The sequence below is a fragment of the Paenibacillus sp. W2I17 genome, from assembly GCF_030815985.1.
Taxonomy (GTDB): Bacteria; Bacillota; Bacilli; order Paenibacillales; family Paenibacillaceae; genus Paenibacillus.
This window is the reverse complement of sequence record NZ_JAUSXM010000001.1, coordinates 1,974,941-1,999,446: the sequence shown is the minus strand read 5'-3', so window position 1 is coordinate 1,999,446 and position 24,506 is coordinate 1,974,941. Positions and strand designations below refer to the sequence as shown.

General features: G+C 40.7%; 31 protein-coding genes. 30 read left to right on the top strand and 1 reads right to left on the bottom strand.

Annotated elements, in window-relative coordinates; genetic code table 11:
* Positions 1–236 precede the first annotated feature (236 nt).
* From QF041_RS08665 to QF041_RS08640, 6 genes are all read left to right on the top strand, one after another.
* On the top strand, positions 237–611 hold the full coding sequence (locus QF041_RS08665; RefSeq protein ID WP_307413589.1) for a replication termination protein: 375 nt from the start codon (positions 237–239) through the stop codon (positions 609–611).
* A gap of 2 nt (positions 612–613) precedes the next feature.
* On the top strand, positions 614–1,621 hold the full coding sequence (locus tag QF041_RS08660; protein WP_307413587.1) for a Gfo/Idh/MocA family protein: 1,008 nt from the start codon (positions 614–616) through the stop codon (positions 1,619–1,621).
* A 262-nt stretch (positions 1,622–1,883) separates the two neighbouring features.
* The gene (locus tag QF041_RS08655) at positions 1,884–2,324 is read left to right on the top strand and encodes a ribonuclease (RefSeq protein WP_036609184.1); all 441 of its coding nucleotides are present in this window, start codon (positions 1,884–1,886) and stop codon (positions 2,322–2,324) included.
* Positions 2,325–2,338: 14 nt separating this feature from the next.
* The gene (locus tag QF041_RS08650) at positions 2,339–2,614 is read left to right on the top strand and encodes a barstar family protein (protein ID WP_076208833.1); all 276 of its coding nucleotides are present in this window, start codon (positions 2,339–2,341) and stop codon (positions 2,612–2,614) included.
* Between the two features lie 260 nt (positions 2,615–2,874).
* On the top strand, positions 2,875–4,164 hold the full coding sequence (locus QF041_RS08645) for an MFS transporter (RefSeq protein WP_307413585.1): 1,290 nt from the start codon (positions 2,875–2,877) through the stop codon (positions 4,162–4,164).
* A gap of 133 nt (positions 4,165–4,297) precedes the next feature.
* The gene (locus tag QF041_RS08640; RefSeq protein WP_307413584.1) at positions 4,298–4,990 is read left to right on the top strand and encodes an ArsR/SmtB family transcription factor; all 693 of its coding nucleotides are present in this window, start codon (positions 4,298–4,300) and stop codon (positions 4,988–4,990) included.
* A 190-nt stretch (positions 4,991–5,180) separates the two neighbouring features.
* Here the strand turns inward: QF041_RS08640 and QF041_RS08635 are convergent, their stop codons facing one another.
* Entirely contained in the window at positions 5,181–5,747 is a 567-nt protein-coding gene (locus QF041_RS08635; protein WP_036609176.1) for a TraR/DksA C4-type zinc finger protein, read from the bottom strand.
* Between the two features lie 199 nt (positions 5,748–5,946).
* On the opposite strand from QF041_RS08635, the gene QF041_RS08630 reads away from it, so the two are divergent.
* The 24 genes from QF041_RS08630 to QF041_RS08515 all read left to right on the top strand — a co-directional run bounded on the left by QF041_RS08630 (position 5,947) and on the right by QF041_RS08515 (position 24,468).
* On the top strand, positions 5,947–6,324 hold the full coding sequence (locus QF041_RS08630; RefSeq protein WP_017689054.1) for a DivIVA domain-containing protein: 378 nt from the start codon (positions 5,947–5,949) through the stop codon (positions 6,322–6,324).
* Positions 6,325–6,366: 42 nt separating this feature from the next.
* Positions 6,367–6,801, top strand: a complete 435-nt coding sequence (locus QF041_RS08625; protein ID WP_307413582.1) for an Rrf2 family transcriptional regulator — start codon at positions 6,367–6,369, stop codon at positions 6,799–6,801.
* Positions 6,802–7,017: 216 nt separating this feature from the next.
* Positions 7,018–7,515, top strand: coding sequence for a metallophosphoesterase family protein (locus QF041_RS08620; RefSeq protein WP_307413580.1), 498 nt, complete (start codon positions 7,018–7,020; stop codon positions 7,513–7,515).
* Positions 7,516–7,856: 341 nt separating this feature from the next.
* Entirely contained in the window at positions 7,857–8,771 is a 915-nt protein-coding gene (locus QF041_RS08615; RefSeq protein ID WP_307416929.1) for a sugar phosphate isomerase/epimerase family protein, read from the top strand.
* Positions 8,768–9,940: a Gfo/Idh/MocA family protein gene (locus QF041_RS08610; protein ID WP_307413579.1), complete on the top strand. Its 1,173-nt coding sequence runs from the start codon at positions 8,768–8,770 to the stop codon at positions 9,938–9,940. The genes QF041_RS08615 and QF041_RS08610 overlap by 4 nt, the downstream gene beginning before the upstream one ends.
* A gap of 58 nt (positions 9,941–9,998) precedes the next feature.
* Positions 9,999–11,096 (top strand): Gfo/Idh/MocA family protein, encoded by a 1,098-nt coding sequence (locus tag QF041_RS08605; RefSeq protein WP_307413577.1) that lies wholly within the window; start codon positions 9,999–10,001, stop codon positions 11,094–11,096.
* Positions 11,097–11,422: 326 nt separating this feature from the next.
* The gene (locus QF041_RS08600) at positions 11,423–12,253 is read left to right on the top strand and encodes a phospholipase D-like domain-containing protein (RefSeq protein ID WP_307413575.1); all 831 of its coding nucleotides are present in this window, start codon (positions 11,423–11,425) and stop codon (positions 12,251–12,253) included.
* Between the two features lie 173 nt (positions 12,254–12,426).
* The gene (locus tag QF041_RS08595; protein ID WP_307413574.1) at positions 12,427–12,966 is read left to right on the top strand and encodes a hypothetical protein; all 540 of its coding nucleotides are present in this window, start codon (positions 12,427–12,429) and stop codon (positions 12,964–12,966) included.
* 152 nt (positions 12,967–13,118) lie between these two features.
* Entirely contained in the window at positions 13,119–13,838 is a 720-nt protein-coding gene (locus QF041_RS08590; protein WP_307413572.1) for a ferritin-like domain-containing protein, read from the top strand.
* A 236-nt stretch (positions 13,839–14,074) separates the two neighbouring features.
* Positions 14,075–14,719: an HAD hydrolase-like protein gene (locus QF041_RS08585; protein WP_307413569.1), complete on the top strand. Its 645-nt coding sequence runs from the start codon at positions 14,075–14,077 to the stop codon at positions 14,717–14,719.
* Positions 14,720–14,989: 270 nt separating this feature from the next.
* A complete protein-coding gene (locus tag QF041_RS08580; RefSeq protein WP_307413567.1) occupies positions 14,990–15,538 on the top strand; it encodes a P-loop nucleotide/nucleoside kinase family protein in 549 nt (182 codons plus the stop codon).
* 327 nt (positions 15,539–15,865) lie between these two features.
* A complete protein-coding gene (locus tag QF041_RS08575; RefSeq protein WP_307413565.1) occupies positions 15,866–16,645 on the top strand; it encodes a Cof-type HAD-IIB family hydrolase in 780 nt (259 codons plus the stop codon).
* Between the two features lie 200 nt (positions 16,646–16,845).
* Entirely contained in the window at positions 16,846–17,310 is a 465-nt protein-coding gene (locus tag QF041_RS08570; protein ID WP_307413563.1) for a hypothetical protein, read from the top strand.
* 163 nt (positions 17,311–17,473) lie between these two features.
* The gene (locus QF041_RS08565; protein WP_307413560.1) at positions 17,474–17,869 is read left to right on the top strand and encodes a hypothetical protein; all 396 of its coding nucleotides are present in this window, start codon (positions 17,474–17,476) and stop codon (positions 17,867–17,869) included.
* A 190-nt stretch (positions 17,870–18,059) separates the two neighbouring features.
* Entirely contained in the window at positions 18,060–18,695 is a 636-nt protein-coding gene (locus QF041_RS08560) for a Type 1 glutamine amidotransferase-like domain-containing protein (protein WP_307413558.1), read from the top strand.
* A 48-nt stretch (positions 18,696–18,743) separates the two neighbouring features.
* The gene (locus tag QF041_RS08555) at positions 18,744–19,502 is read left to right on the top strand and encodes a nucleotidyltransferase (RefSeq protein ID WP_307413556.1); all 759 of its coding nucleotides are present in this window, start codon (positions 18,744–18,746) and stop codon (positions 19,500–19,502) included.
* A gap of 80 nt (positions 19,503–19,582) precedes the next feature.
* Positions 19,583–19,846, top strand: coding sequence for a VOC family protein (locus QF041_RS08550; RefSeq protein ID WP_307413555.1), 264 nt, complete (start codon positions 19,583–19,585; stop codon positions 19,844–19,846).
* Between the two features lie 179 nt (positions 19,847–20,025).
* Positions 20,026–20,658, top strand: a complete 633-nt coding sequence (locus QF041_RS08545) for a hypothetical protein (protein WP_307413553.1) — start codon at positions 20,026–20,028, stop codon at positions 20,656–20,658.
* Between the two features lie 111 nt (positions 20,659–20,769).
* Entirely contained in the window at positions 20,770–21,171 is a 402-nt protein-coding gene (locus QF041_RS08540; RefSeq protein ID WP_307413551.1) for a GNAT family N-acetyltransferase, read from the top strand.
* Positions 21,172–21,291: 120 nt separating this feature from the next.
* Positions 21,292–21,693 carry an NUDIX hydrolase gene (locus tag QF041_RS08535; RefSeq protein WP_307413550.1) on the top strand — a complete coding sequence of 134 codons (402 nt, stop codon included), beginning with the start codon at positions 21,292–21,294 and terminating at the stop codon, positions 21,691–21,693.
* Positions 21,694–21,991: 298 nt separating this feature from the next.
* Positions 21,992–22,519 carry a YfiT family bacillithiol transferase gene (locus QF041_RS08530; RefSeq protein WP_307413548.1) on the top strand — a complete coding sequence of 176 codons (528 nt, stop codon included), beginning with the start codon at positions 21,992–21,994 and terminating at the stop codon, positions 22,517–22,519.
* Between the two features lie 182 nt (positions 22,520–22,701).
* On the top strand, positions 22,702–23,256 hold the full coding sequence (locus QF041_RS08525; protein WP_307413547.1) for a helicase: 555 nt from the start codon (positions 22,702–22,704) through the stop codon (positions 23,254–23,256).
* Positions 23,257–23,297: 41 nt separating this feature from the next.
* On the top strand, positions 23,298–23,954 hold the full coding sequence (locus tag QF041_RS08520; RefSeq protein ID WP_307413545.1) for a DUF4367 domain-containing protein: 657 nt from the start codon (positions 23,298–23,300) through the stop codon (positions 23,952–23,954).
* A gap of 31 nt (positions 23,955–23,985) precedes the next feature.
* Positions 23,986–24,468 carry a DinB family protein gene (locus QF041_RS08515; protein ID WP_307413544.1) on the top strand — a complete coding sequence of 161 codons (483 nt, stop codon included), beginning with the start codon at positions 23,986–23,988 and terminating at the stop codon, positions 24,466–24,468.
* Positions 24,469–24,506: the final 38 nt, after the last annotated feature.

The following is a 24,506-nucleotide window of genomic DNA, read 5'->3' as shown; positions in this document are numbered from 1 at the left end:
CTCCCTGAGCCCTGAAATAAACAACTTTTGAATATAAATTAAAATTTCATTACATGAAAAATTCACAAAAGCAAACCTTTTTCCGTGCTTCCCCCAGGCTACCCCATATTCACACGATTTCTTGCTCGCTCTCCTTGAAGATAGATAAAAGGGAGGCAAAGCGGAGAAAGATGGCAGAACACGAACATAAGTTTTATAATACTAGATATATAGGTTCTGACAGGAGGGGAATGAACGTGGCTTTTATGATTGCACAGCGGGCATTTATCAAGCTGTATCTGATTACGATGGTTGAACAGCACAGGGGGTATGGTTACGAGATGCTGGAGGCGATTAAGCAAGAATTCAAAGACTACGGTTATGTACCACCCCAGAGCGAGGTATATCGGGCACTGCATGAATTGGTACAGCAAGGTGTTTTTTATCGGACGAAGAAACTTAAAGGTAATGATCCAAAGGTGGATTTTCAGGAAATCGTTTTATATCATTTTACGGATGATGGTGCGGAAAAAGCTGAGTTATACAAGAAACAGGTCAAAACGGACCTGGATCGTTGTCTCGGCATGTTACACAAGGCAGAAGAGGACAATTACGGTACGAAAGGAAGATGAGCATGAACAGACAGTTACAGTGGGGTGTACTCGGTACGTCAACCATTGCCAAAAATGCAGTCATTCCGGCGATACAGCAGTCCGAACGTGGTGAGGTGTTGGCGATTGCCAGCCGTAGTAAGGAAAAAGCGGAAACCCTTGCTGAAGAACTCGGCATTGCCAGATCGTATGGCAGTTATGAAGAGCTCATCGCTGATCCGGACATTGAAGCCATCTATATTCCTTTGCCTAACCATATGCACAAAGAATGGACCATCAAAGCGGCACAGGCTGGCAAACACGTGTTGTGTGAGAAACCGGCTGCCCTGAATGCAGATGAATCGGCAGAAATGATTGAGGTATGTCATCAGCATGGTGTTCTTTTTGCAGAAGCGATTATGTATCGATATCATCCCAAGCACAGACGTGTGCAAGAGATTATAGCTAGTGGAGAGATTGGCATCGTCAGAGCCATCCATGGAAACTTTACCTGTAATACCGCTGATGACAAGGAAAATGTAAGGTTCAAAAGAGAGATGGGCGGCGGATCATTATTCGATCTTGGCGTGTATCCGATCTCGGCAGCCCGGATGTATCTGGGACAGGAACCGGAAGCGGTGACAGTACACGCTCTATTCTCGGACGAGCATGATGGCGTGGATATGATGGCGTCAGGACTGGTAGAATTTCCGAATTCGGTAGCTTTAACTTTTGACTGTGGTATGTGGGCTTCAGGTCGAGCGGAGATGGAGATTCTCGGGACGGAAGGGCGGATTGAACTGCCAAAAGTATTTGGCTGGGAGAACAGTGATATTCCACCTCAGATTATTGTGCACACCGATTCGGTCAGCCGTGAGGAACGTGTATCGGTGTCCAATTCCTATGTGCTTCAGGTGGAGACATTTGCAACGGCTGTGCTTGATGGAGCTGCCCTACCTTTCAGTCCGGAAAATACCATTCAAAACATGCGCGTTATTGATGCATGCCTGGAATCGGCTCGAACTCGTCAACGGGTGCAACTGATCGATTAGATTAGGTCAGTTTAAACATACTAGAAAAGTAGACTCCATCTTCAGGATGAGAGTCTTTTTTCTGTCTTAAAATGTTACAATTATAATATTTTACAAATTAAACGTCTTCATTTGATCTTTCTACCAAAATGATGTGATATAAATAGTCATGAGATGACTTGTTTACTATAATCTAGCAGAACATACAACTAGAACGTTACAGCTTGCAGAACGCATATCGTGACAACGTTCATCTACTTTGAGGGATCGGGAGGCCGGATTGATGAAAAAGTTGATATCTACCGCATTACTGGCATTGTTGTTAACGTTTGTTTTCCTCACAGGTTCACAGTTCACTCCAGTCGCACAGCAGAAGGCATCTGCTGCAACATGTACCATCATCAATACGTTTACGGGTGTAGCTAACTATTTGAGTGCAAACGGAACGTTGCCATGTAACTTTATTACCAAATCACAGGCAACAGGACTTGGCTGGGTAGCGTCAAAAGGAAACTTGGCTGTAGTTGCTCCTGGGAAAAGCATCGGTGGGGACACATTTGGCAATCGGGAAGGGCTTCTGCCTTCGGCCAGCGGACGTACATGGCGCGAAGCGGATATTAACTATACTTCCGGCTTCCGTAATTCGGATCGGATTGTGTACTCCAATGATGGGCTCATCTACAAAACGACAGATCACTATGCATCATTTACACGTTTGAAATAGAGGAAGGAGCAGCCATGAATACCGTGATTCTGGATGGAGAAGACTTTGCGAGTAGCGCTGAACTTCATCAACAATTAAAGGATAAGCTGAAGCTGCCGGATTTTTATGGGGGTAATCTCGACGCTCTGTGGGATTGCCTGACGGGTACGATTGAACTTCCACTAGAGCTAAAATGGACCAACTACCTAATCAGCGAAGAACGATTAGGGAATGAAGCAGGCCGGGTACGTGATTTGATGTTGGAGGTTCAGGCTGAACAGTCTGGATTTCAATTGCTTGTTGAGAAGTAGGCAGCAAATAAAGGCAGTTCAAATACAATATGTCCAGCCGAGCAGACCACATGTGGTCTGTTTTTTGTGTTATAGGAGGTTGTCCAAAAAGGTTGTCCCAAAAATCTTTGTGTTGATTACGAATCATCTGAAAGTAGAGCGAGATTTTACTTTGTTTACTTGTCGTTAAAATTATTTTCACGGAGGTATTGATTTCTGCATAACTTACGTTAAAATAAAATTAACATGAAAAATATTTTAACGTTGAGGAGTGAAAAGGGATGAGTGATAACACAGCAGTTGGCAAGCAAGGTATGGGTGAGTTAATACGAATCAGACCGTACATGCAATTTATGCTTAGTAAAGTTGTATCCAGATTTGGTGATTCGATTGACTCGATTGCCTACAGTTGGATGGTGTACATTCTAACCGGTTCGAAAGTGTTGATGGGTACGTTGCTGGCGGTGAATTTTTTGCCCAATATCCTTCTGGGACTGTTCGCCGGTGCTTTGGTTGATCGCATGTCTCCCAAAAAAGTGATTGTGATTACGAATACGGGTCGCGGGTTGTTAGTGGGTATTACAGCTCTGCTGTTTGGATTGGGCCAACTTGAAGTCTGGCATCTGTTTGTCATTACGATTCTGAATTCTTTGCTGGAATGCTTCACTACTCCTGCGGAAGTGTCCAGTGTCCCCCGATTGCTTCCCCAATCGATGCTGCTTTCGGGTAATGCCATGTCCTCTTCCGCAACCAGAGTGGCCGAACTCGCAGGACTTGCAGTGGCGGGTGCCCTTATTGCTACAATAGGCATTGCCTGGACGATCTTGATTGATGCGGGGTTGTTTGCGCTAAGTGCTTTAATGATGAGCCGAGTAGGCTACCCTGAAGTCTTAACATCTGCTAACAATGAAAGTAAAACATCAACTGAAATGAATTCTCTTCCATCCGACAAAAGTAGTATATTCTCCGAAATGGCGGAAGCTTTTCATTTTCTCCGTAAACATGCCTTATTGTTAATTGTCTCCATCCTGTTTGCCTTCGTTAATTTCTGCCTGATGCCGTTTAATGTTCTCCGTACACCCTATGTCATTGAAACGTTGCATGCTGGCGCTGGGGGATTAAGTCTGCTCAGTGGGCTGATGGTGGGAGGTATGTTGCTTAGCGGTGTATGGTTGACACAAAGGGGAGCGAATTATCGTAAAGGTGTGCTGGTCATCAGCGGTGTTGTCATGTTGGGTCTCAGTTATGCGATGACGGCACTACCCGCTTATATGACTTCCTTCCAACTGCCGGTTGCAGCGGTCTTTTGTCTACTGATGGGTATGGGGATTCCGCTGGCTACAACACCGCTTGCCACCTATCTTATGGAAGTTACCCCTTCGGAGATGCTGGGCAGAGTGTATGCCCTTCAGGGTATGCTCGTCTTGAGTGTTGCACCCCTTGGGAGTATGGTTTCGGGAGCACTTGCAGATTGGATGACCATGCCTGTTCTGTTTATCGTTTTTGGTATTATGCTTGCCATGTCAGCAGGTATGTTGTTATTTAGCAAAAGTTTTCGAAGTGCTCTGTGAAGATATTCAGAAGTGATCATTAGCCGATTTTCCGTATCAAGTCATTTCTCGCTCGTTTTGACCGAAGTCCTGACGCAACGGTATAATAGAGATATCGATGGACAACAGGTACCCCGGAAATGAGGATACAGGGATGGAGCACAAGGTTCTTTCAACAATTGAAGAAATTAAAATCTACTCCGATCCGTATCGGATACAGATTATGAATATGTTTAACAAGCAGGGCAGACCATCCACTGTCAAAGAGATCGCCGACCAGATGGGTGAGGTGCCAGCCAAAGTTCACTATCATGTAAAAAAGCTGGAGAAAATTGGTCTGCTGACCATCGTTTCTACACGTGAGATTAATGGGATTATCGCCAAATATTATGAACCATTCACCGGAGAGATCCATCTCCGTCACGAAGATGAAGATAAGGAAAACTCTCCATTGAAACAGGTGTTTCGGTCCGAGACACTCAAATTATTAAATGAGATGTTCGAACAAAGTCGTCAGCGATTCATGCATCAGGCGGAAAACGAAGATCGGATGTTCCTCTCGGACATCACGCTGTATGCAACCCGTGAGGAAGTAGAGCAGTTGTATAAAAACATCATAAAACTCTGTGAACCCTATACTACAAAAGAGAATCGACAAGGGGAACATGAGGTCTTTCAGTTATTCTCTGCTCTCTCTAAACCTATAGTGAAAATACCTGCTTCTAAGACAAATGCAAAAGAGAAAAAGAAAGCTACGTCTGATAAGGACAAAGCAACTACGAAAAAGTCTCGATCTGTTTCTAAGCGGCAGGAATCTGCATCATCTGATAGTGGATCGAAAGAATAAATCGATGGAATACATGGGTTTAGCGTTATCGCTGGAAGCAAGTAATGGCAAATGTGAGAGACTGCTTTGGAGAAAACTAGAAAAAGCCGCCCAATGGCGGCTTTTTAATGCGTGATAAGGAAGGCTAATGGTGGAGCGCCTATTGAATTCATTTCAATTTTGACGCTTACCATTTCAGCTCATAACGAAGTTACATGTTCTCATCGTAACCCTTCACATCACGTTTGGCTGCGGTTGCTGGGGAATTAGATGTACCATATTCTTCGACCGCTTCCCACGCATCTGCGTTGTCGAACTTGCCGGCCCGCTGCTGTCTACCTTCTCCAGCACCACTCGGAGGCATGGTCATTACCTCTTCTTCAACGGGCCGATCGTTGCTGATCTCCCGATTAGGTGTGTCGTCAATACAGTAAGCGGTATAAGGGATAGCCTCAAGTCGTTCGAAGGGAATATCTTCTCCGCACGTTACACAGGTTCCATATGTACCTTGCTCCATACGTTCCAATGCGTCGTTCACTTGATTGAATTCGTCTGTTAATGTATCGTCAATCGCCAGATCACGGCTGCGTTCAAATGTTTCCGTACCGGCATCTGCCGGATGATTATCATAGGAGGACAGCTCACCGGTTGAATCTTTCAGCGACTCGACTGGAGCACCGTCTTCCATGCTGGATTCAAAATGACGCTGCAAGTTTTCACGTTGCTCCAAAAGGGCGTTTTTCAGTATTTGATGTTGATCTTTAGTTAATGTACTCATAAGGACATGCTCCTTTCCCGTTGTGGGGTGTAGTGTGTCTTTACCCGAAATGGATGAAAAGCAATCATTTTCGTGAGGAATAGGGCTGTATCGTTTTATATCTGACGGATTATGTGTTATAAAAAATAGAGAGAGAAAATGCCGTATGTTCTTTACAGGAAATAGAACCACGGCTTGGCCTATAATGGAGGTTGTCAATATGGATGAACATATGAAACGAAGATTGGATAAACAGAGACAATTGTTTAAACAATTGGGAGTGCAGCTAGATGCGTTATCGATTCATGAAAAACAATTTAATTATAAACTTCGTGGTTATGATCCGGATGAGGTAGATGCTTATCTTGACCTGGTCATCAAAGATTACGAACGTTTCTATGCCAATATTGCAGATTTGATGGACAAATGGCAAGAACAGCAGTTAACGATCCGCGATCTTAAGTCGTCCGCGAAACCGGTGGAAGATCCGACCAAGATTGATCGCAAACAACTGGATGATATTGTGAAACAACTGGAATACAGTGTGCGACAGCTCAAGATCAGAGCACGTCCCGAAAAGGATCTGTTTTCTGAATAACGTCAGCATGTCCTGGATTATATTAAATAAAGGTGGTTAATCATGAGTACTCATTTTTCGGTCAGTGTGCATTGTTTGTTGTTATTGTCACTCAGCGCGCCTGAACGAATCACGTCTGCACATATTGCAGGTAGCGTGAATACCAACCCTGTCGTCGTCAGACGTATTCTGGGCGGGCTGAAAAAGGCAGGATTGGTGAACTCCTCTCCTGGAACAAGAGGCTTCTACTTAGCGAAGCCATCAAGTGAAATCACATTAGCCATGATCTATCAGGCTGCCAAGGACGAAGGTCCATTGTTCCCGATTCACGGCAATTGTAACCCGGATTGTGAAGTGGGCTTGCATATAGACAGCTTGCTGACCAATCTGTATCAGGTTGCCGAGGCGAAGGTGGAGCAGTTCTTTGCATCCATTACACTCGAAGATATGGAACGTTCCTGTACTCAGATGCAAACTGTTCCATCACAGACAGAATAGATTGCAATAAAGGCTTAGAGTGCATGTTCAAAAAGGGTGGTTTTCAGTACCGAGAAGATGGGATGAAGTTAGAAATGGAGTAGCGGAGCGTAGGAAACTACGTGAGCAACGGACATTTCGGCTGAATTCCATATTCGATGTTGCGATGCCGTTAGGCATCCTTCGTAATCAAAAGCGGACTTTTTGAACGACCTTAAAGGAAAGGTGGGTTGTTATATGAAAATTGTAGTCATCTCCGACACGCATTGTTCACGTAAATCACGGAAGTTACCGGCTAGGCTCCTGGATGTATTGCCGAGTGCAGATCTCATTCTTCATGCCGGCGACTGGTCGGATTGGAGTGTATACCCAATGCTTAGTGAGTATGCACCTGTTGAAGGGGTAGCGGGTAATACGGACCCGGCCGAAATCGCTGAAGAACTGGGATATTCCCGTATTGTTGAAGTGGAAGGGCTTCGTCTGGGTCTTGTGCACGGTCATCTGGGATCAAAGGGTACGGAGCAGAATGCAATTCATACATTTGCAGGCCAGCATGTGGATGCTGTGATCTACGGACACTCACATATCCCGGTGATGCATACCGTGGACAACACACTGGTATTTAATCCGGGGTCGCCTACGGATCGGCGTTTTCAGAAACAATACTCATTTGGCATCATGACAATAGATCAGGGGAAAATACAGGCTGAACATGTGTTCTTTGATCGGGATTAGAGAGATATGCGCTGGTTGCAAGTTGGACGAGTACAAGAACCAGAACCAGCTACTGAAGTGACGACTGGATAACTGATAGGAACCTTTTCCTCAAATTTAAATCCTATATATAAAATTATTGTACAAGGCATCTTTGAACAGAATTGAAATCTGTTCCAGGGATGTCTTTTTTGATTTTTGATCACATCATTCTCTTGGAAGTTATCTCTGAATGGGGAATGTGCTCTGTTCGTTATCTGTCATTCATCTGTTGGCGTTTTCCCCTATGGTGACGTTCAATGGAGTGATACAATGCCTTTACGACATGAAATGAATACGTTTACATAAGGAGATGGATCATGATGAAACTGTCTGTATTCACCGTGGCTACCCCTGATCTGAATGCAGAAGAATTGGCATCGGCTGCGGCAGCAGCGGGGATTGATGGAATTGAGTGGAGATTCCGTGGAATTCCTGAAGATGCTATGTCTGAAGAGCCTTCTTACTGGAGAAATAATCGATGTTCTGTAGATCCGAGCCGCTGGCAGGAACAGGTTCCTGTTTTTCGTGAAGCAGCGTTAGGGCAAGGCAGGAAATCCATTGCACTTGTACCGTATCTGAACTATGGAGATCTGTCGGCCACCGAGCAGGCGTTTCAGGCTGCGGATGGGTTAGGAGCTTCAATGATGCGTGTGGGTGTTCCTGGATATGATCGCAAGACCAGTTATCCTGAGTTGTATCGTAAAGCCGTTGATTACCTGAGTGAAGTACAAGATCTGGCCAAACAGTACAACATCAAGGCGATTGTAGAGACACATCATCAGACGATTGCACCGACGGCATCACTGGCCTATCGACTTGTGCAATCGCTGGACCCGCAGCATGTGGGTGTATTGTACGATCCAGGCAATATGGTGCATGAAGGATATGAGAATCATCGAATGGGACTTGAGTTGCTGGGGCCTTATCTGGCTCATGTACATGTAAAAAATGCCGGGTGGTTTGAAGCAGAAGGGAAAGATTCGCAAAAGGCTAATGTGACTGAGAAGAGCAGCGGAGTGGCTCTGAATACAGCCTGGAAATGTCACTGGACGCCGCTGACTGAAGGTATGGTTGATTGGGTACAAATGGTACGGGATCTTCGTGCCGTTGGGTATGACGGATACTACGGAATTGAGGACTTTAGTGGTGCCTTGGAATCCAAGGCGATGTTACAGCATTTTGCAGACGTTTTCGCCGAAATTGAGCGTCGTGTGGACGAGGAGGAGCAGTCATGAGTATCGTACGAGTAGCGGTTATTGGTATAGGAAACATGGGAGCAGCACATGCCAGAACGTTGGTGGCTGGAGAAGTACCCGGTGCAGAGCTGGTCGCCGTATGTGATGTAAGAAGAGAGATGGAGAGCTGGGTATCCAGTCATCTTCCGGCAACGGTCACCTATTGGCAGGATGCTGAGCAGATGATGGCTTCGGGTACGATTGATGCAGTCATTATTGCAACGCCGCATTATGATCATCCGGAACAAGCCATTCAGGCGTTCCAGCATGGCTTGCATGTCATGATCGAGAAGCCGGCCGGTGTGTATACAAAACAGGTACGCAAGATGAATGAAGCAGCCGCAGCCAGCGGTAAAGTCTTTTCCATGATGTACAACCAGCGGACCAACCCACTCTACATTAAGCTTAGAGACTTAATCGCTTCGGGAGAACTGGGCGAGGTACGGCGTACCAATTGGATTATTACGAACTGGTACCGATCCCAAAGTTACTATGATTCCGGCGGCTGGCGGGCAACTTGGGCAGGGGAAGGTGGCGGTGTACTGATTAACCAGGACCCGCATCAACTGGATCTGTGGCAGTGGACCATCGGCATGATGCCGGTACGAATGCGTGCTTTCTGTTCGTTTGGCAAGTATCGGAATATTGAAGTGGAAGATGATGTAACAGCTTATGTTGAGTATGAAAACGGAGCAACAGGTGTCTTTGTAACGACTACTGGCGAAGCACCGGGTACGAACCGATTTGAGGTCAACGGAGACCGAGGTAAAATCGTGATCGAAGACGGAAAACTTACGTTCTGGCGACTTCGGGAATCTGAGCCTGAATTCAATCAGCGGTTTACCGGAGGTTTTGGACAGCCAGAATGTTGGAAATGCGAGATTCCGATTACAGGTGTGGAAACGGGTCACCCGGGTCTGATTCGTAACTGGGTTGACTCGATTCGTACAGGCGCACCACTCATTGCTCCCGGTGAGGATGGTATACACGGATTAACATTGTCGAACGCTATGTTGCTGTCCACCTGGACGGATAACTGGGTGGATCTGCCGATCGATGAGGATCTGTTCTACGAGCAACTGCAGGAACGCATTGCTGGTTCAACGACGAAGAAAGACAAGGCATTCAGTGGCAGTCAACCTGCTGATTTGAGTCAGACGTTTAAATGAAGATGATATATAAGACGAGTTCATTGTAATCAACATTTTATAATAAGGATGGGATGACATGGCTAAAGATGGAATGTTCTATGCACCAAAAAGTGTCACAAAAGAGGTCGTATGTGTTCCGGGTGAGTTCACTATTGCTGCTGTTGCGCTGGATCATGGACACATCTACGGCATGGTTGGGGGATTGTTGGAGGCTGGAGCTACCCTCAAGTGGGTGTATGATCCAGACCCGGCGAAGGTAGCGGCATTTCAGAAGCAGTTCCCACAGGCTCAAGTCGCTGGATCTGAAGCAGAGGTGCTTGCAGATGATGAGGTGTTATTGGTGGCAAGTGCAGCGATCACTTCAGATCGTGCACCGCTTGGCATGAGAGTTCTGGCCGCAGGCAAGGACTATTTTACAGACAAAGCACCGTTTACCACGCTGGAGCAATTAAAGCTTGCACGAGAAGAAGTGAAGCGAACGGGCAAAAAGTACATGGTGTATTACAGTGAACGACTGCATGTAGAAAGTGCGATCTATGCGGGACAGCTCATTGAACAAGGGGCAATCGGCAAAGTAGTGCAAGTTATGGGTACAGGCCCGCATCGCCTGAATGCTGGAGGAAGACCCGACTGGTTCTTCAAGCATGAGCAGTATGGCGGCATTCTATGTGATATCGGGAGTCACCAGATCGAACAATTTCTGACGTTTGCATCATGTACAGACGCTGAGGTAGGGTTCAGTCGTGTGCATAACTTCAATCACCCACAGTTCCCGGAATTGGAAGACTTCGGCGAAGCTTCTCTAATTGGTGATAATGGAGCCTCCGGTTACTTCCGAGTGGACTGGTTCACACCGGATGGTCTGGGCACATGGGGCGATGGGCGTACAGTTATTCTGGGAACGGACGGTTATATCGAGCTGCGGAAGTATATCGACATCGCAAGGGAACCTCAGGGGGATCAGGTGTACCTGGTCAATCATGAAGGAGAGTACCGCTACAATGTAAAAGGCAAGGTCGGGTACCCGTTCTTCGGTCAGCTCATTCGCGATTGTCTGGATCGCACCGAGACAGCGATGACACAAGAGCATGCGTTCAAAGCGGCAGAACTCTGTCTGATTGCACAGCATAAAGCGATGAGCGAGCGCGTGGTGTGGAGTAGCGGAGCGAAGTAAATGTTTTAGGTGAAGGAGAGCAAAAGTTAATCACTAAAGGTTATTAGTAAAGTTGAGCGAAGAAAGAGCAGCCCAAATGTTAAACTGCATCCATCAGGTTAGTCTTTTCTAACGAATGGAGCAGTTCGCACTGGGGCTGCTTTTTTTGAGTATGTTCGTGACTTCGCAGATGGATTAATATGGGTTATATTATAAGTAGTTTGGATATTGTTTGAAAAGAGAGGTATTTACGGAGTTCGTATATATGATTTTATAGGAAATCAGCAAGATCTTAAAAACTATTTAACCTAGAAAATGATTTATAACAAAAGTATAAGGAGATAAACATGCAAAAGGAAATTTTATTTTCACAAGGTAAAGTGATTTTTTTTAAAGAATCTGATTTCTGGACTGAATTACTGAATAGCCGTTTAACAAACACAAAAAATATATATATAGCAACGTATAATTTTAATTTTGAAAATAAATATGAAAGAAGCTTTTATAGAAAGTTAGCTGACATAGCAAACTCAGGAGTTGATATTAATTTACTATACGCTAAAAGAACATTTTCTTCTGAAGATAAACTGGAGATAGAAGATATATTCAAAAATTTTGTGCTGTGTGCTGAACTTATAACTAACCATTCAAAGCTTTTTATTACTGATAATTTTGCTTATATTGGTTCTGCTAACTTCAGTTTTGGAAGTAATAACAATTATGAGAGCGGTGTTATTTTTGAAGATGAAAATATTGTCTCTGAAATAAAGAGCTTTTATTGTAGAGAATTACTCGATAAGAGTGAATTCACAAATGTCCCAGAATGTTTTGATCCGTTCGATTATTTGACAAGTATTTTGGAAGCAGTCGAATATATGATCACAGTCGAGAAAAAAGATGATTTGTACTTAGGGAATATACCCCAATTGAGATTTTTGGACGGTTTAGAAAAGGACTTGGAAAAAATCGGTTATCCAGTTCCAAGAAAATTTGACTGGTGGTCATTATATCTGCAAATTTACGAGCAAAAAGTAGTACCTGATGATACAACTTTTAATGATTTCCAATTATATCTTAATGAAATATTTGTATATTTAAATGAGGTGATTTCTTTTATTAATGAGCAATATAAGAGTATTGGCAGAGTAGAAATGATGAAAAAGATTAATAACATTTAGTGAATTAAGATTTTAGATTCTTGGGAGTATTTCAATGAAGTGCTGACATCCTATAACATAATATTCACGCTGCGAACATTCGTCCTGGGTCCGGCATACGCCGGACACTCAGCATACGCTGAGTCGTGAATACAGGAACGTTAGATGAAAGGCTTTAAGCCAGGAGGTTTTCAATGAAGTTAGAAACTAATAAAGAATTTGCTTGTAAATTAAGTATCATGCTTGATAGTAAATTGATCTGGTACAAGCACTTCCAGTTGTTTTGTGATCACATAATCGATGAATATTCCAAACCACCGTATTGGATTATTGAATTAGCAACGGTACGTTTTCAAGGACGTGCTATTGAAATAGTCGATAAATATATTAATTCAGATCCATTTATTGATCCTTACAATAGTGAACTTTTTGACCAATACATTGCTTGTTTATATTTGAAGTACGACAGAAGAGAGATATCTTGGGCTAGTTTTCTGTTTATATCTGGAGAGTATGCCGACAACTGTGAAGCAGTAAAAGAACCCTGTGAATATTTCTATGATTTATTAAGTGAGTACGAAAACTCTGAATTCAATATAGAGCTGGAAGATAAACAAAAAGAAGAGATACAGAATAAATTCCTTAAAGAAATTAAAGAAATACAGGCACTATACGAGATATTTAAAGATTACTTCAAACAATTTGTTATTAAAGAGAAAAATAGATCTTCGTAGATTATACAAAGAAGAAAGCCCATCGCCTAACATAATATTCACGCTGCGGATATACGTCCTTGGTCAAGTATAGGCCGGACACTCAGCATGGGCTGAGTCGTAAATACAGGAACGTTATCTGACATAAACCTATTACATTTTAGGAGCAAATAATGAATATCACTTTCTCGAAATGGGTGCAATATTATCGAAGAAATAATCAAAATCTCAAATATATTCATTGGGATGACAACTATAAATTAACAACTAATGAAAGAGAAATAATCATTAAGTCAATTCAACAGTTTCAATTAGGAGAAAACTCTGAAGGTAAATATCTAATTAAACGTGCACAAGAATATGTACATCAGACACAAGATCAGGATTACTATGAAGCGCTTATAGAGTTCATTAAAGAAGAACAAAGGCACGCTAGAGATCTAGGCAGATTTATGAAGGTACAGGGAATCCCACTCCTTCGTAGACATTGGGTGGACAATGTATTTAGAAGATTACGTCGATATGCGAGTTTAGAACAATCAGTCATTGTTCTATTAACCGCTGAGATCATTGCTAAGTTGTACTATAAAGCTTTGCAAAAATCTACAAAGTCAGAAGTATTAATCGATTTATGTAATCAGATTTTAAGTGATGAAGATAAACATGTTCAGTTTCAATCCGAAACACTTCATAAATTTGCTCAAAATAGAAACGTCTTCTTTAACAGAATAGTTTATACCCTTCGTAGAATTCTTTTTGAAGGAACGCTAATTATAGTTTGGTATCAACATAAGCCTGTATTTAAAGCTGGGGGATATAAACTCAAAAGTTATTACTATGAATGCCGCCATGTGTTTAACTTAACGAACAAGATTATAGCTAATTCACAGTAGAGGTTTACGTCAGATAACATTATATCCAAGCTTTGGGTCCTGACGCTCCCTCGTTCAGTCCGAAGGGAATTGGTAGGGAAGTGGAATCTGGCGGACACATCCGCACCGACTAACCGAATCGCGGTCGCCCCTAACGTGACTTAAGTCGGTGGTCGTCGTGGATACAGTAACGTTATAGTAAATCAGCGTATAAAAATACAAAATAAATTATTCAAACTCTGAATAGGAGTGAAATCATGCTGGAAGCGGTTATTTTCGATATGGATGGTACACTATTTCAAACAAACAAAATCTTAGAGTTATCGTTAGAAGAAACGTTTTCTATCTTGAGGTCTCGTAATGAATGGTCGAGTGAGACTCCAACTCAAAAATATCGTGAAATTATGGGAGTTCCTCTACCAGTAGTTTGGGAAACGTTACTACCGAACCATTCAAACGAAACCAGACGAATGGTAGACGAAATCTTCTTGGAGAAGTTAATTGCAAATATTAATTATGGCAAAGGTGCGCTTTATCCGCATGTCAAAGAAGTTTTTGATTTTTTAAAACAGGAAGGCTGCTTAATTTTTATTGCAAGTAATGGACTAATCGAATACCTCAATGCTATCGTTAACTGTTACAAGTTAAATAATTGGGTGACAGAAACCTTTAGCATCCAGCAAATAGAGACTCAGAATAAGGATGACTTAGTTAAATACATCCTTATGAAATATCACATCAACAATGCTGCTGTAGTTGGCGACAGGATCTCTGATATCAATGCAGCAAAAAACAATGGATTGAAGGCTTTTGGTTGTCGATTTGACTTTGCCCAAGAATGGGAGCTTAAACAAGCGGATTATATTATTAATGATTTATTTGAATTGAAAAAATATATTTAACATCATGGGAAGTGGAATATTTGTGTAAGTATTTTCGAAGAAGACGCTGACATCATATAACATGATATTCACGCAGCGGCTCCTGACGGAGCCTTGATCTGCTGGAAGGATTTCGAAGAGGAATATCAGCAGACAACCCCTTCGGGGTTCATGAATACAGGAACGTAATCGGAAATCAGCGTAAATAAGAAAAATACAAATTTCTATTAAGAGACATAATGGAGACTCCAGAGAATATTAACCTTACTCAAAGATGAAAGGAGAATTTGAGTGCGTAATAATCATGAAATAGACGATTTTATCTATCAAGTTGATGTTTCCGTTCCATTAGTAGTTATGATGTGTGGTGTGGCTGGATCGGGAAAAACAACATTTGCTCAACGATTAGAGCAGAGGGGCTTTGTACGTCTCTCTATTGATGAAGAAATTTGGGCTACAAATGGTCGTTACGGAATTGATTATCCAGTTGAAATCTATGAGCAACTAAAAATTAAAGCCGAGTTAAAGCTGCGTAATGAACTAGTACATCTTTTGAATGAAAAGCGCAATGTGGTTATTGATTTCAGTTTTTGGCAGCAGAAGAGACGAAATGAATATAAGAAGCTAATTGAAGATGGAGGAGGAGAGTGGAAACTGGTTTATTTGAAAGTTCATCCTAATGATTTGCGTGAACGACTTCGCATTCGGAGCCAGCGATTCGATGCTAATGCTGCGTTTACAATAACAGAAGAAATTTTATCTTCTTTCCTCAAGGGTTTTGAAGTGCCTTCTGGAGAAGGGGAAATTATCATAGAGCTAAAGAATAATCAAAGTGACTGATGTGTTGAGGTTCCAATGAAGGCGCTGACATCGGTGACAAGGCTTAAAGATGAAGAATATATCTCAATCTTAATGAACCAAGCACATTGAAAGTGATAAATTCATTGAAAGTAGCTCGAAGAAGCCCCTAAAATCTTGCCAACACCGTATTCACACTGAGGGGCTAAGCCCCTTGGTCTGCCAGAGGGATTTCGAGGAAGTAGTATCCAGTAGACAACTCCTGTGAGGCTAAGTCTTCGACCCAGTCGCTCCATTAAGTCTCTCGGGTTCGTGAATACAACAACGGTAGATAAAATAACGAAGAAGTTTATATTGGGAGTTGATTCATTGAAGTATTCAACTGTAGTTCTTGACTTGGACGGAACATTATTAAATTCAAAAAAAGAAGTATCTAAGAGAAACGTAGATGCGGTCTTATCTTGTTATCAGAAAGGAATGAGAATAATATTTGCAACAGCTCGACCGCCAAGGGCGGTTAATTGGTTGCTTCCACAAGGATTAGTAGATATCGGGGCTTTTGTATATTACAACGGAGCTCAAGTGATGTGTAAGGAAACCAAGATAGAAATTAATGAATCAATCCCTGCTAATGTAACTACAGAAATTCTTGATTACTGTTTGAAGTGTGACCCTCAAATTGAGCTGACTATGGAAGTGAAGGATGAGTGGTTTAGTTTAAGAGAGCTTGATTATATTAGCTCAATGAACACACAATCAAACCCCATAGTAAAACCCTTAAAAGAATTAAAGCAATATGATGCTACGAAGATACTTCTGAATGGCAATAATCACAATTTTGGATTGTTTGAAAAATTCGAGGGTAGAGTGAATATACTAATTACGGATAATAATAAATTAGTACAAATCATGCCTCTTCTGGCATCTAAGGAAATGGCAATTACTAAACTCTGTGAATTATATAATGTAAAATTGGATTCCGTTATTGTATTTGGTGATGATCATAATGATGTAGGCCTCTTTAAGATGGCGGGATATTCTATTGCTATGGGAAATGCGATTAGGGAATTGAAGGAAATCGCTGATGAAATAACCGTTAATAATGATGAAAACGGTGTTGCTGTAAGTTTAGAAAGATTTTGTGGGTAACTCAAGGTTACTTTATCTAACAGTACATTCATACACCGTCTCACTTGTTCCTCGGTCGCCAAGAAGGATATCGGAGAAGTTGATTAAGGTGACACATTCAATCAGCTAAGTCTATTGACCCGTTCCCTACGGTAAGCTGCTTTAACGTCAGGAATACAACAACGGTAGATGAAATTACCAGAGCAAAGTGATGTGAACCCATGAAAAGGATTCGAATACACAAATGGATAATTGAATATGATTTTAATAAAACCAAAGAGTTCTATAAATCTTATCATTTAATTACTGAGGGGTGCGAATGTTTAAATTGTAAGAACTTTGTTGAGGCAATTCCATTCCTATCGAAGGATGTTGTAACCTTTTTTAATAGTTTAGGAATAGATCCAAGAAAAGAAGGAGAAGTATCTGAATACTGTGAGAATGAAGATGGAACCCATTTATATGGTGGGTTCTTTCATATAGTTGGTAGATTGATTAGTGGACCTGATGTATGGAACGAAAATGATGAATCAGGAACAATAACTTCATTAGACAAAGATTTATATAAAATCGATAACTTCAGATTTGGATTTACGAATGAGATAAATTTAGTGCGTGATGGATTTCCAGAGCCAATATTACAAATTGAATTCGAAGGGATCGTTCCGTGGGTAATTTCGGAGTAGTCTGGTAACATCATCTAACATTATATCCGCGCATCGGAGCCTGGCGGCTCCTCGGTTCGTCCGAAGGATATAAGCAGAGGAGCTTAATCAGGCGGATACATCCGCACAGCCTAGCATCGCGGCCGCTTAAGTAGGTGGGACGACGTGGATACAGGAAGGTTAAATGAAAATACTGAAAAGCATAAGATTAGAAAGGATGCGAGTCATTATAGTAGACTTCAATGATAATAAATTTAATGCTTTTTTCCAACAACTCGAAAATATTAAACAGACTTATAGTGAATTATCTTCTTCGTGCTTACATAAGAACTCAAAAATGCCGTGGACTGAATTTAAAAAAGAATATGAAAGCATTGGGGAAGTAATTAACGAGGAAAAGTTCAATCATATCCAAGCAGAATTAATAGAAGAAGTAATGTATTCAATATTAGAAATGCTGGATGGTTATAGTAATTTAGGTTTTGATCTTGATGTGATAGACAAACAAACAGGGGAATCTATAAAAAATGGAATACAACTACATGATAGATATAGAGATTTTATAGATAAGAGTAAGTAGTGGAAGCGGATCAGGAAGACAGTATATCATCATAATATTCGCGCATCGGGCATGTGCCCTTGGTACGGAAGAAGCCGAAGACCCTAGCATTCGCTAGAATCGAAGATGCAGGAACGTTAGCAGAAATCAGGGGAATGCTTAATTAAATTATAAAGATTAGATAAACTATTAGTTAAGGACGGTGATTTCAATGAGTAGCTTGTTACTAACCTCTTGTGGTTTTTATACTGATGATATAAAAAATCAATTTCTGGATTTTATTGATGAAGATATTTCTCAATTAAAAGTCTCAATTATTACAACAGCATCCCCTAGAAAAGAAACTAATAGATATGCACAAAGAGCAATGCAAGAGTTTAAGGACATGGGATTTCAGCATATCAATTTTGTAGATATAGAATTTGATGACCCACATATTCTCTTACATAGAGATGTTATATATATCAATGGTGGAAATCCATTTACATTATTGTATTACGCTAAGAAAAGTGGTGCTGATGAAATTATTAGAACACTGGCCGCACAGAATGTAATTATAGTTGGAGTAAGTGCAGGAACGTTATTACTGGGGCCGAATATTAACATTGTCGATTTCTTTACTCCACAGATGAACACAATGGATTTAACGGATTTTAAGGCATTAGGTGTAACCGACAAGCTTATTTTTCCTCACTATGATAGAGAGGACGTATTTAAAGATCGTACTAATAAAACAATTGAAGAGAGAATAGTAGAATTTGAAACTAATGAGAACTGTAAGGTAACAAGGCTTAAAGATGAAGAATATATCTCAATCATAATGAACCAAGCACATTGTAAGTCGTAAATTCATTGAAAGTAGCTCGAAGAAGCTCATATTTTAGGAGGAGTCTTTATGATATTAGAAAAAGTTATAAATAGAATTGCAATACAAAGTGAATATAAGGATTTGGTTGATAAGTATGTGGATCATATTCTTAACGAATTCAAAGATAAGACTCATAGTATTTATATGTGTGGCTCGATTCCAAAAGGAACGGCTCAACCTTTTAAGTCAGATGCAGACTTTACTATTGTATGTGCAAATCCCGAAGATATTGATTACGAAAGATTGTCAATGATTAAAGACAGGCTTTTGGAAGAATATCCATTCGTCACTAAGATGGATACGACCATTTGCTCGATTGATGATGTATTAAGTAGACCGAATGATTGGGGTTTTTGGATTAAGATTATTTGTGTTTGCATACATGGGGAGGACATTGGTGAAAAAGTACCCCCGATCATAATTTCTCCAGAATTCATTTTAGACTTAAATACAGATACCAAGGAGGAAGTAGATCGTGTACATCGTTCACTTTCTAATGTTAGTGATCACTCAATGAAAACTAGATATATTAAAGGTTACTCTAAGAGATTAATTCGTGCATTATACTCTTTGGTTTTAGAAGATACAGGGGTATGGGAAGATGAAATCATTAAGATGAAGAATGCCATATTAAACTATTGTGAGATTGACTCCGCTTTAGTTGAGTATCTGTATGCTTGTTACTTGGATAGCGATGTATCTGTTGAAGAGTTTCTGGAAATCGCAGATGAAGTATATAGCTATTTTGAGAACGTCTTACATACAATGGCTACTTCCAGAAATTAATTTAGCTAACAACATATTGACGCTCGTAGTCACTCTGAGAAGCGAGTGACCACATCCAGCCCCGATTGAAAGGAGAAAACATGATACTTGGGTTGTATGAAGCACATTTACCAGTGAGTAACTTACATCAATCAATCGAATTTTATTCTAAATTAGGATTAGAGCTGGCCTGGAGAGATGAAGATACAGCTTTCTTCTGGATTGAAAAAGAAAAGAGTTGGGATGATCCAGATGGAAATAGTTTAGAATTAATGTGTTTTGTAAGTGTCCCTGAAAACTTAAAGAATATATCCAATAAATTATCAATCGAAGAATGGGAAGATCTTTTGAAAGATAAAAACTAAAGAATGTATTGGGGTATTTAAAAGATGTATCAGCATCAGATAAAATAATATTCACGCTGCGGCTCCTTTTGGAGTCTTGGTCTGCCATATGAAAGCGCTTCATCAGGTATATTCAACTACGTTGAAAGTATGAATACAGAAACGTTAGGCGAAATAATTGCTAGTGGAAGGAGATTTAAATGCATATTAGAGGAATAATTCTTGAAGGATACTCAAATGCCGGGAAGACTTCAGTATTAAAAGCAATTAAACGTTATCAATCACAAGAAGAATCCTCAGAACGGAGCGTAGTTATTCTTGGAGAACATTATTCTCAAATTTTGAATAATAAACATGGAGAATATGTAAGTCTAACCCGAGAAGGACACATTGAGTTACTTAAAGAGCGGGTTGAAATGCTAAAGAAACTTAACGAATGGGCAATTCAACTTGGTCCTGCATCTAGAGGATCTAGGGGACTATTTTATGTTCTGGAAAGGTTTCATTTAAATCATAGAGCTGCATTTGTAGATTCGGATTTGGATGAGATAAATAAAATAGAAGAACAGCTTGAGTCTTTAGGTGCCAGGTGTATTTTGCTTACAATCTCACCCGAAGTCGTAGAAGAAAGAATTAAAAGTAGACAACCAGAAGAATGGATCTATGAAACAGAAGAAGAAGTAAGATCGTCGGTAAGTGAATTATTAAAAATCCAAAATGTATTAAGACATCAAGCTCAAATCTCAAGAGTGCCAACAATAGAAATCAATACAGATGGTAAGGATTGGGATGAGTATGTAAGGGTAATCATGGAGGGCAACGACATCGCCTAACCAGATGTTCAAGCATCGTCGCAAGTGCTCCTTGGTCGGGTAGAAGCTATAAGCAGAAGAATGTATCGAGCCAGACGTATCAGATCAAAACAACAACAAAGGAGCAATATTATGACAATTATTTTCAAAGAAATAAAAGACATTGATACACAGGCAATTCAGGAACTGTTTCACTCGGTGGACTGGAAATCAGGAGATTTCCCAGAAGATCTGAGACAAGCAATAAACAACTCTCATACGGTTATTACAGCATGGAATGATACTAAATTAGTTGGCTTAATAAATGCATTGTCTGACGGCGTGATGACAGTATATTTTCATTACATGTTAGTACACAAAGAATATCAATCATTAGGAATTGGAAAGAAAATGATGGAAAAAATGCTTAGTCGGTATTCTAATATCAAAACAAAAGTGCTTATATCCTATGATAGTGCAGAAAAATTCTATGGATTATTTGGATTTAAGCCAGAAGAAGGAACTAAAGCCATGTTTATTTCAGATATGGTATAGCATTTTGTGAGTTTTTCCACGAAGTTGGGATCATCAGATAATAACACGTTTCAGTTCTAGGCATTTAGCTATTCCATTCGAGGAAGAGTGGTTATTTAAACCACCATAGGAGGAATTAGAATGAAATTTATCGTTTCTGCTAGTGTAATCGTTCTCAATGAACATAATGAGATTTTACTTATGAAAGGTCGAAGAGGCTGGGAAATGCCTCAAGGTTGTGTTGAAGAAGGAGAGACTATTAGGCAGGCAGCAGTTAGAGAAGTGAAAGAGGAAACAGGGATTGATATTGAATTAATAAAATTTTGTGGTTTGTATCAGAACATAACGCGCGGTGTATGCAACAATATATTTACTGGAAAACCGATTGGTGGAGCTTTAACTACCAGTGATGAAAGTGAAGAAGTGGGCTACTTTACTTTAGAAGAAGCTGGGCAAATGATAACATGGGGGAATTTCTATGAAAGAATTCATAATGCATTAGATGAGAAAAGCCATCCTTTTTTGATTGAATTTTCAAAATAAGGTCACTCATTATGGTAGACTCCACCTTAAAGCCGCTCCTATCTTGGTTGGTGATGTTCTAGACAAACACCATTCGACCCAAGATAGGGGCGCTTTTTATATGATTGTACCTTCGTAACTCAGGTTTATTGTGCTAGTTTTCTAATCAAAATACAGATATGAGAGTAGTTTAATATAAGGAGCAGCCGGAGAACAAAGGTTGCTTCTTTTTTTGCTTTTACACTTCGCAAATGGAACATTGTGGGTTATATTGGATATGATTTGGTTCTATAGTAGAGAAATGGAGAGGTGGTCAACCTTGGATGAAAATGTACGCTTTCCGATAGGAAACTTTGAGCCAAGTCTTAAATTCTCTAATGAGGACCGAATCCACATCATTGGTCAAATTCCCGGAATTACGAAGACCTTAAGAGAGATTACACAACATCTCAATGATGATCAGCTCTGTACTCCTTATCGTGACGGAGGTTGGACAATCACACAGATTGTGCACCACCTTGCGGACAATGACATGAACGCTTATATCAGATTTAAGAGAGCGTTAACTGAAGATGAACCGATGGCAAGCTCATATCGAGAAGATTCATGGGCATCATTACATGATTACAGGAATACGCCCATTGAAGATTCAATTTTGCTGATGGAGATACTACACAAGCGATTTCTCACTCTGCTGCTTGGTTTACATCCCGATCAGTTTAGACGAACACTCCGAACAGAAGTGTTAGGTACAATTACATTGGATATCGCGATTCAAAGATTTGTATGGCACGGGCAGCATCATATTGCTCAAATTAAATCTTGTATAACATCGCAGAGGTGGTAGGGTTTTATACATCTCAAGTGTGGAGGTAACATAATGGGAAATTGTGAATTGAATTTCTGAGGAGCCTTGGGCTGCTGCTATCAATTACCTAGGATTAGTATGTAAACGGATTCAGAACTAGATGAGTGACTGCGTTTTAAATATAAAGTCAAATAGAAGTAATCTTGATTAGGGGGATACGGATGTTGATTGAAGATGAAAAAGTATACCCTGATTGCGCAGTTGAAATAAGAATAGTAGACGTTGGCGGATTAACAAAACCACAGCTTATACAGAAACTGGAGCAACACTCTATTTTATTGAATAAATATGGAGAACAGTTGTTAAATGATGAAAGATTTATAGTTTCCAGTACAAAGCAAAGCTTGCAAACGGTTGAGTTGACCGTCAGACAACTTGGATTTTCGGATGGTGCTACGACTTTTGAGCTCTTTCGAAGAGCAAATGATCTTGGGTTGGAATGTTGTCCGGTTGAGTTAGGACCTTATCTAAGAATGCAATATTTGGATCAGCCCGAGATATGTTCTACCAATATTTCAGAGGGTAACAAAGCTCCGTCCGGCTCCATTACCATAGCATCTGCAGCCCTTACGGAGGATAATGAATTTCCAAAAGGTTTTTATCTCAGACGAATAAACGACAAGTTATGGTTACGAGGATATATTGCCGACGATTTGCATATTTGGAGTCCTCATGATCGTTTTATCTTCTGTAGGGCTCAGCTTTCTATTGTATGAGATCAGAAAGGTATTTTTGAAAGGAAAGGAGTGAAAGACCAATGGATATCAAAAACAAAAGCGGAGATGTGCTTGGAAAAATTCAAATTGAATCCTTACGCAATGATCATGCGATTGACCGAATCGTCATTGACTTAAAGCCTGGTGACGGGAAGGCGATTTATACCGCAGATGTTATAGAAAATCAATTCACGCAACAGACCAATTATGCACCCATTCCATGGGAAGACGGTTTGGAACAATTGCAGAAACATTATTCTCCATGGCAGCCGAAATTTCCGATTGATTCTGATATAGATGCCATTCATGTATTTTATGGATTTGATAATCTAACTCCGCAAGAAATCGATGAAATGATTGAAGAAAGTAACAGGTCAGGCAGAAATGTAGTGATTCGAGACTTGAAGCCCAATAAGAAAGTTGTGGGCATCAGCATAACGTATAAAGAATACGGTGGTTATAAACTTAATATTTTCGGGACAACAAAAAGCCGAATCGCATTGCCTGATCATGATGGTACTACGGTTAAGCAAGCAGCCATCCGTGGCGTCGAAGCATTTTATATTTTCAATAACGAAGCTTCCCAATTGGTATGGATCGAAGAGGACGTGCATGGGAAGGCGTTGCAATACGAGATCATTGGCGGAAATATGTCAGAAGATCTTGTGATGAAGATTGCGAAGTCAATGAACGGATAAATGATGATATTAATCTGAGTGAGGTGCAACGATGAGTTACAAAACTATTCTCATAGACCAATTAAACGCCTGTTATCATGACAAGAGCTGGTTTATACCGCTTCATGATATTCTGACAGACCTCAATGCGGCGGAAGCCGCTTATGTAAAGAATGAGGGGGAGCATTCCATTTGGGCGATCGTCAATCATCTTATTTTCTGGAATGAGAAGTGGCTTGAGAGATATATTGCCGAACAGGTCGATGGGCAGCATTCAGTGAATAATGAGGATACATTCGACATAGATACGTCTAACCTGAATGATGTGGAGTGGAGCAAGACATTACATAGACTGAAAACCGTCTTTAGTGATTGGAACAGGGCACTCGAAGATAGCGAAGAACATAAACTGACCCGTGAAATCCCTTCCTATTTCAACGCGCCATGGTGGGGAGTTGTATCAAATCTATGTATTCATAACGCCTATCATATTGGCCAGATCATGCTGCTCAAAAAATCAATGAAACACACCTAGTACACGCTGTATTACATTTATAAAATTATACTTAAGCA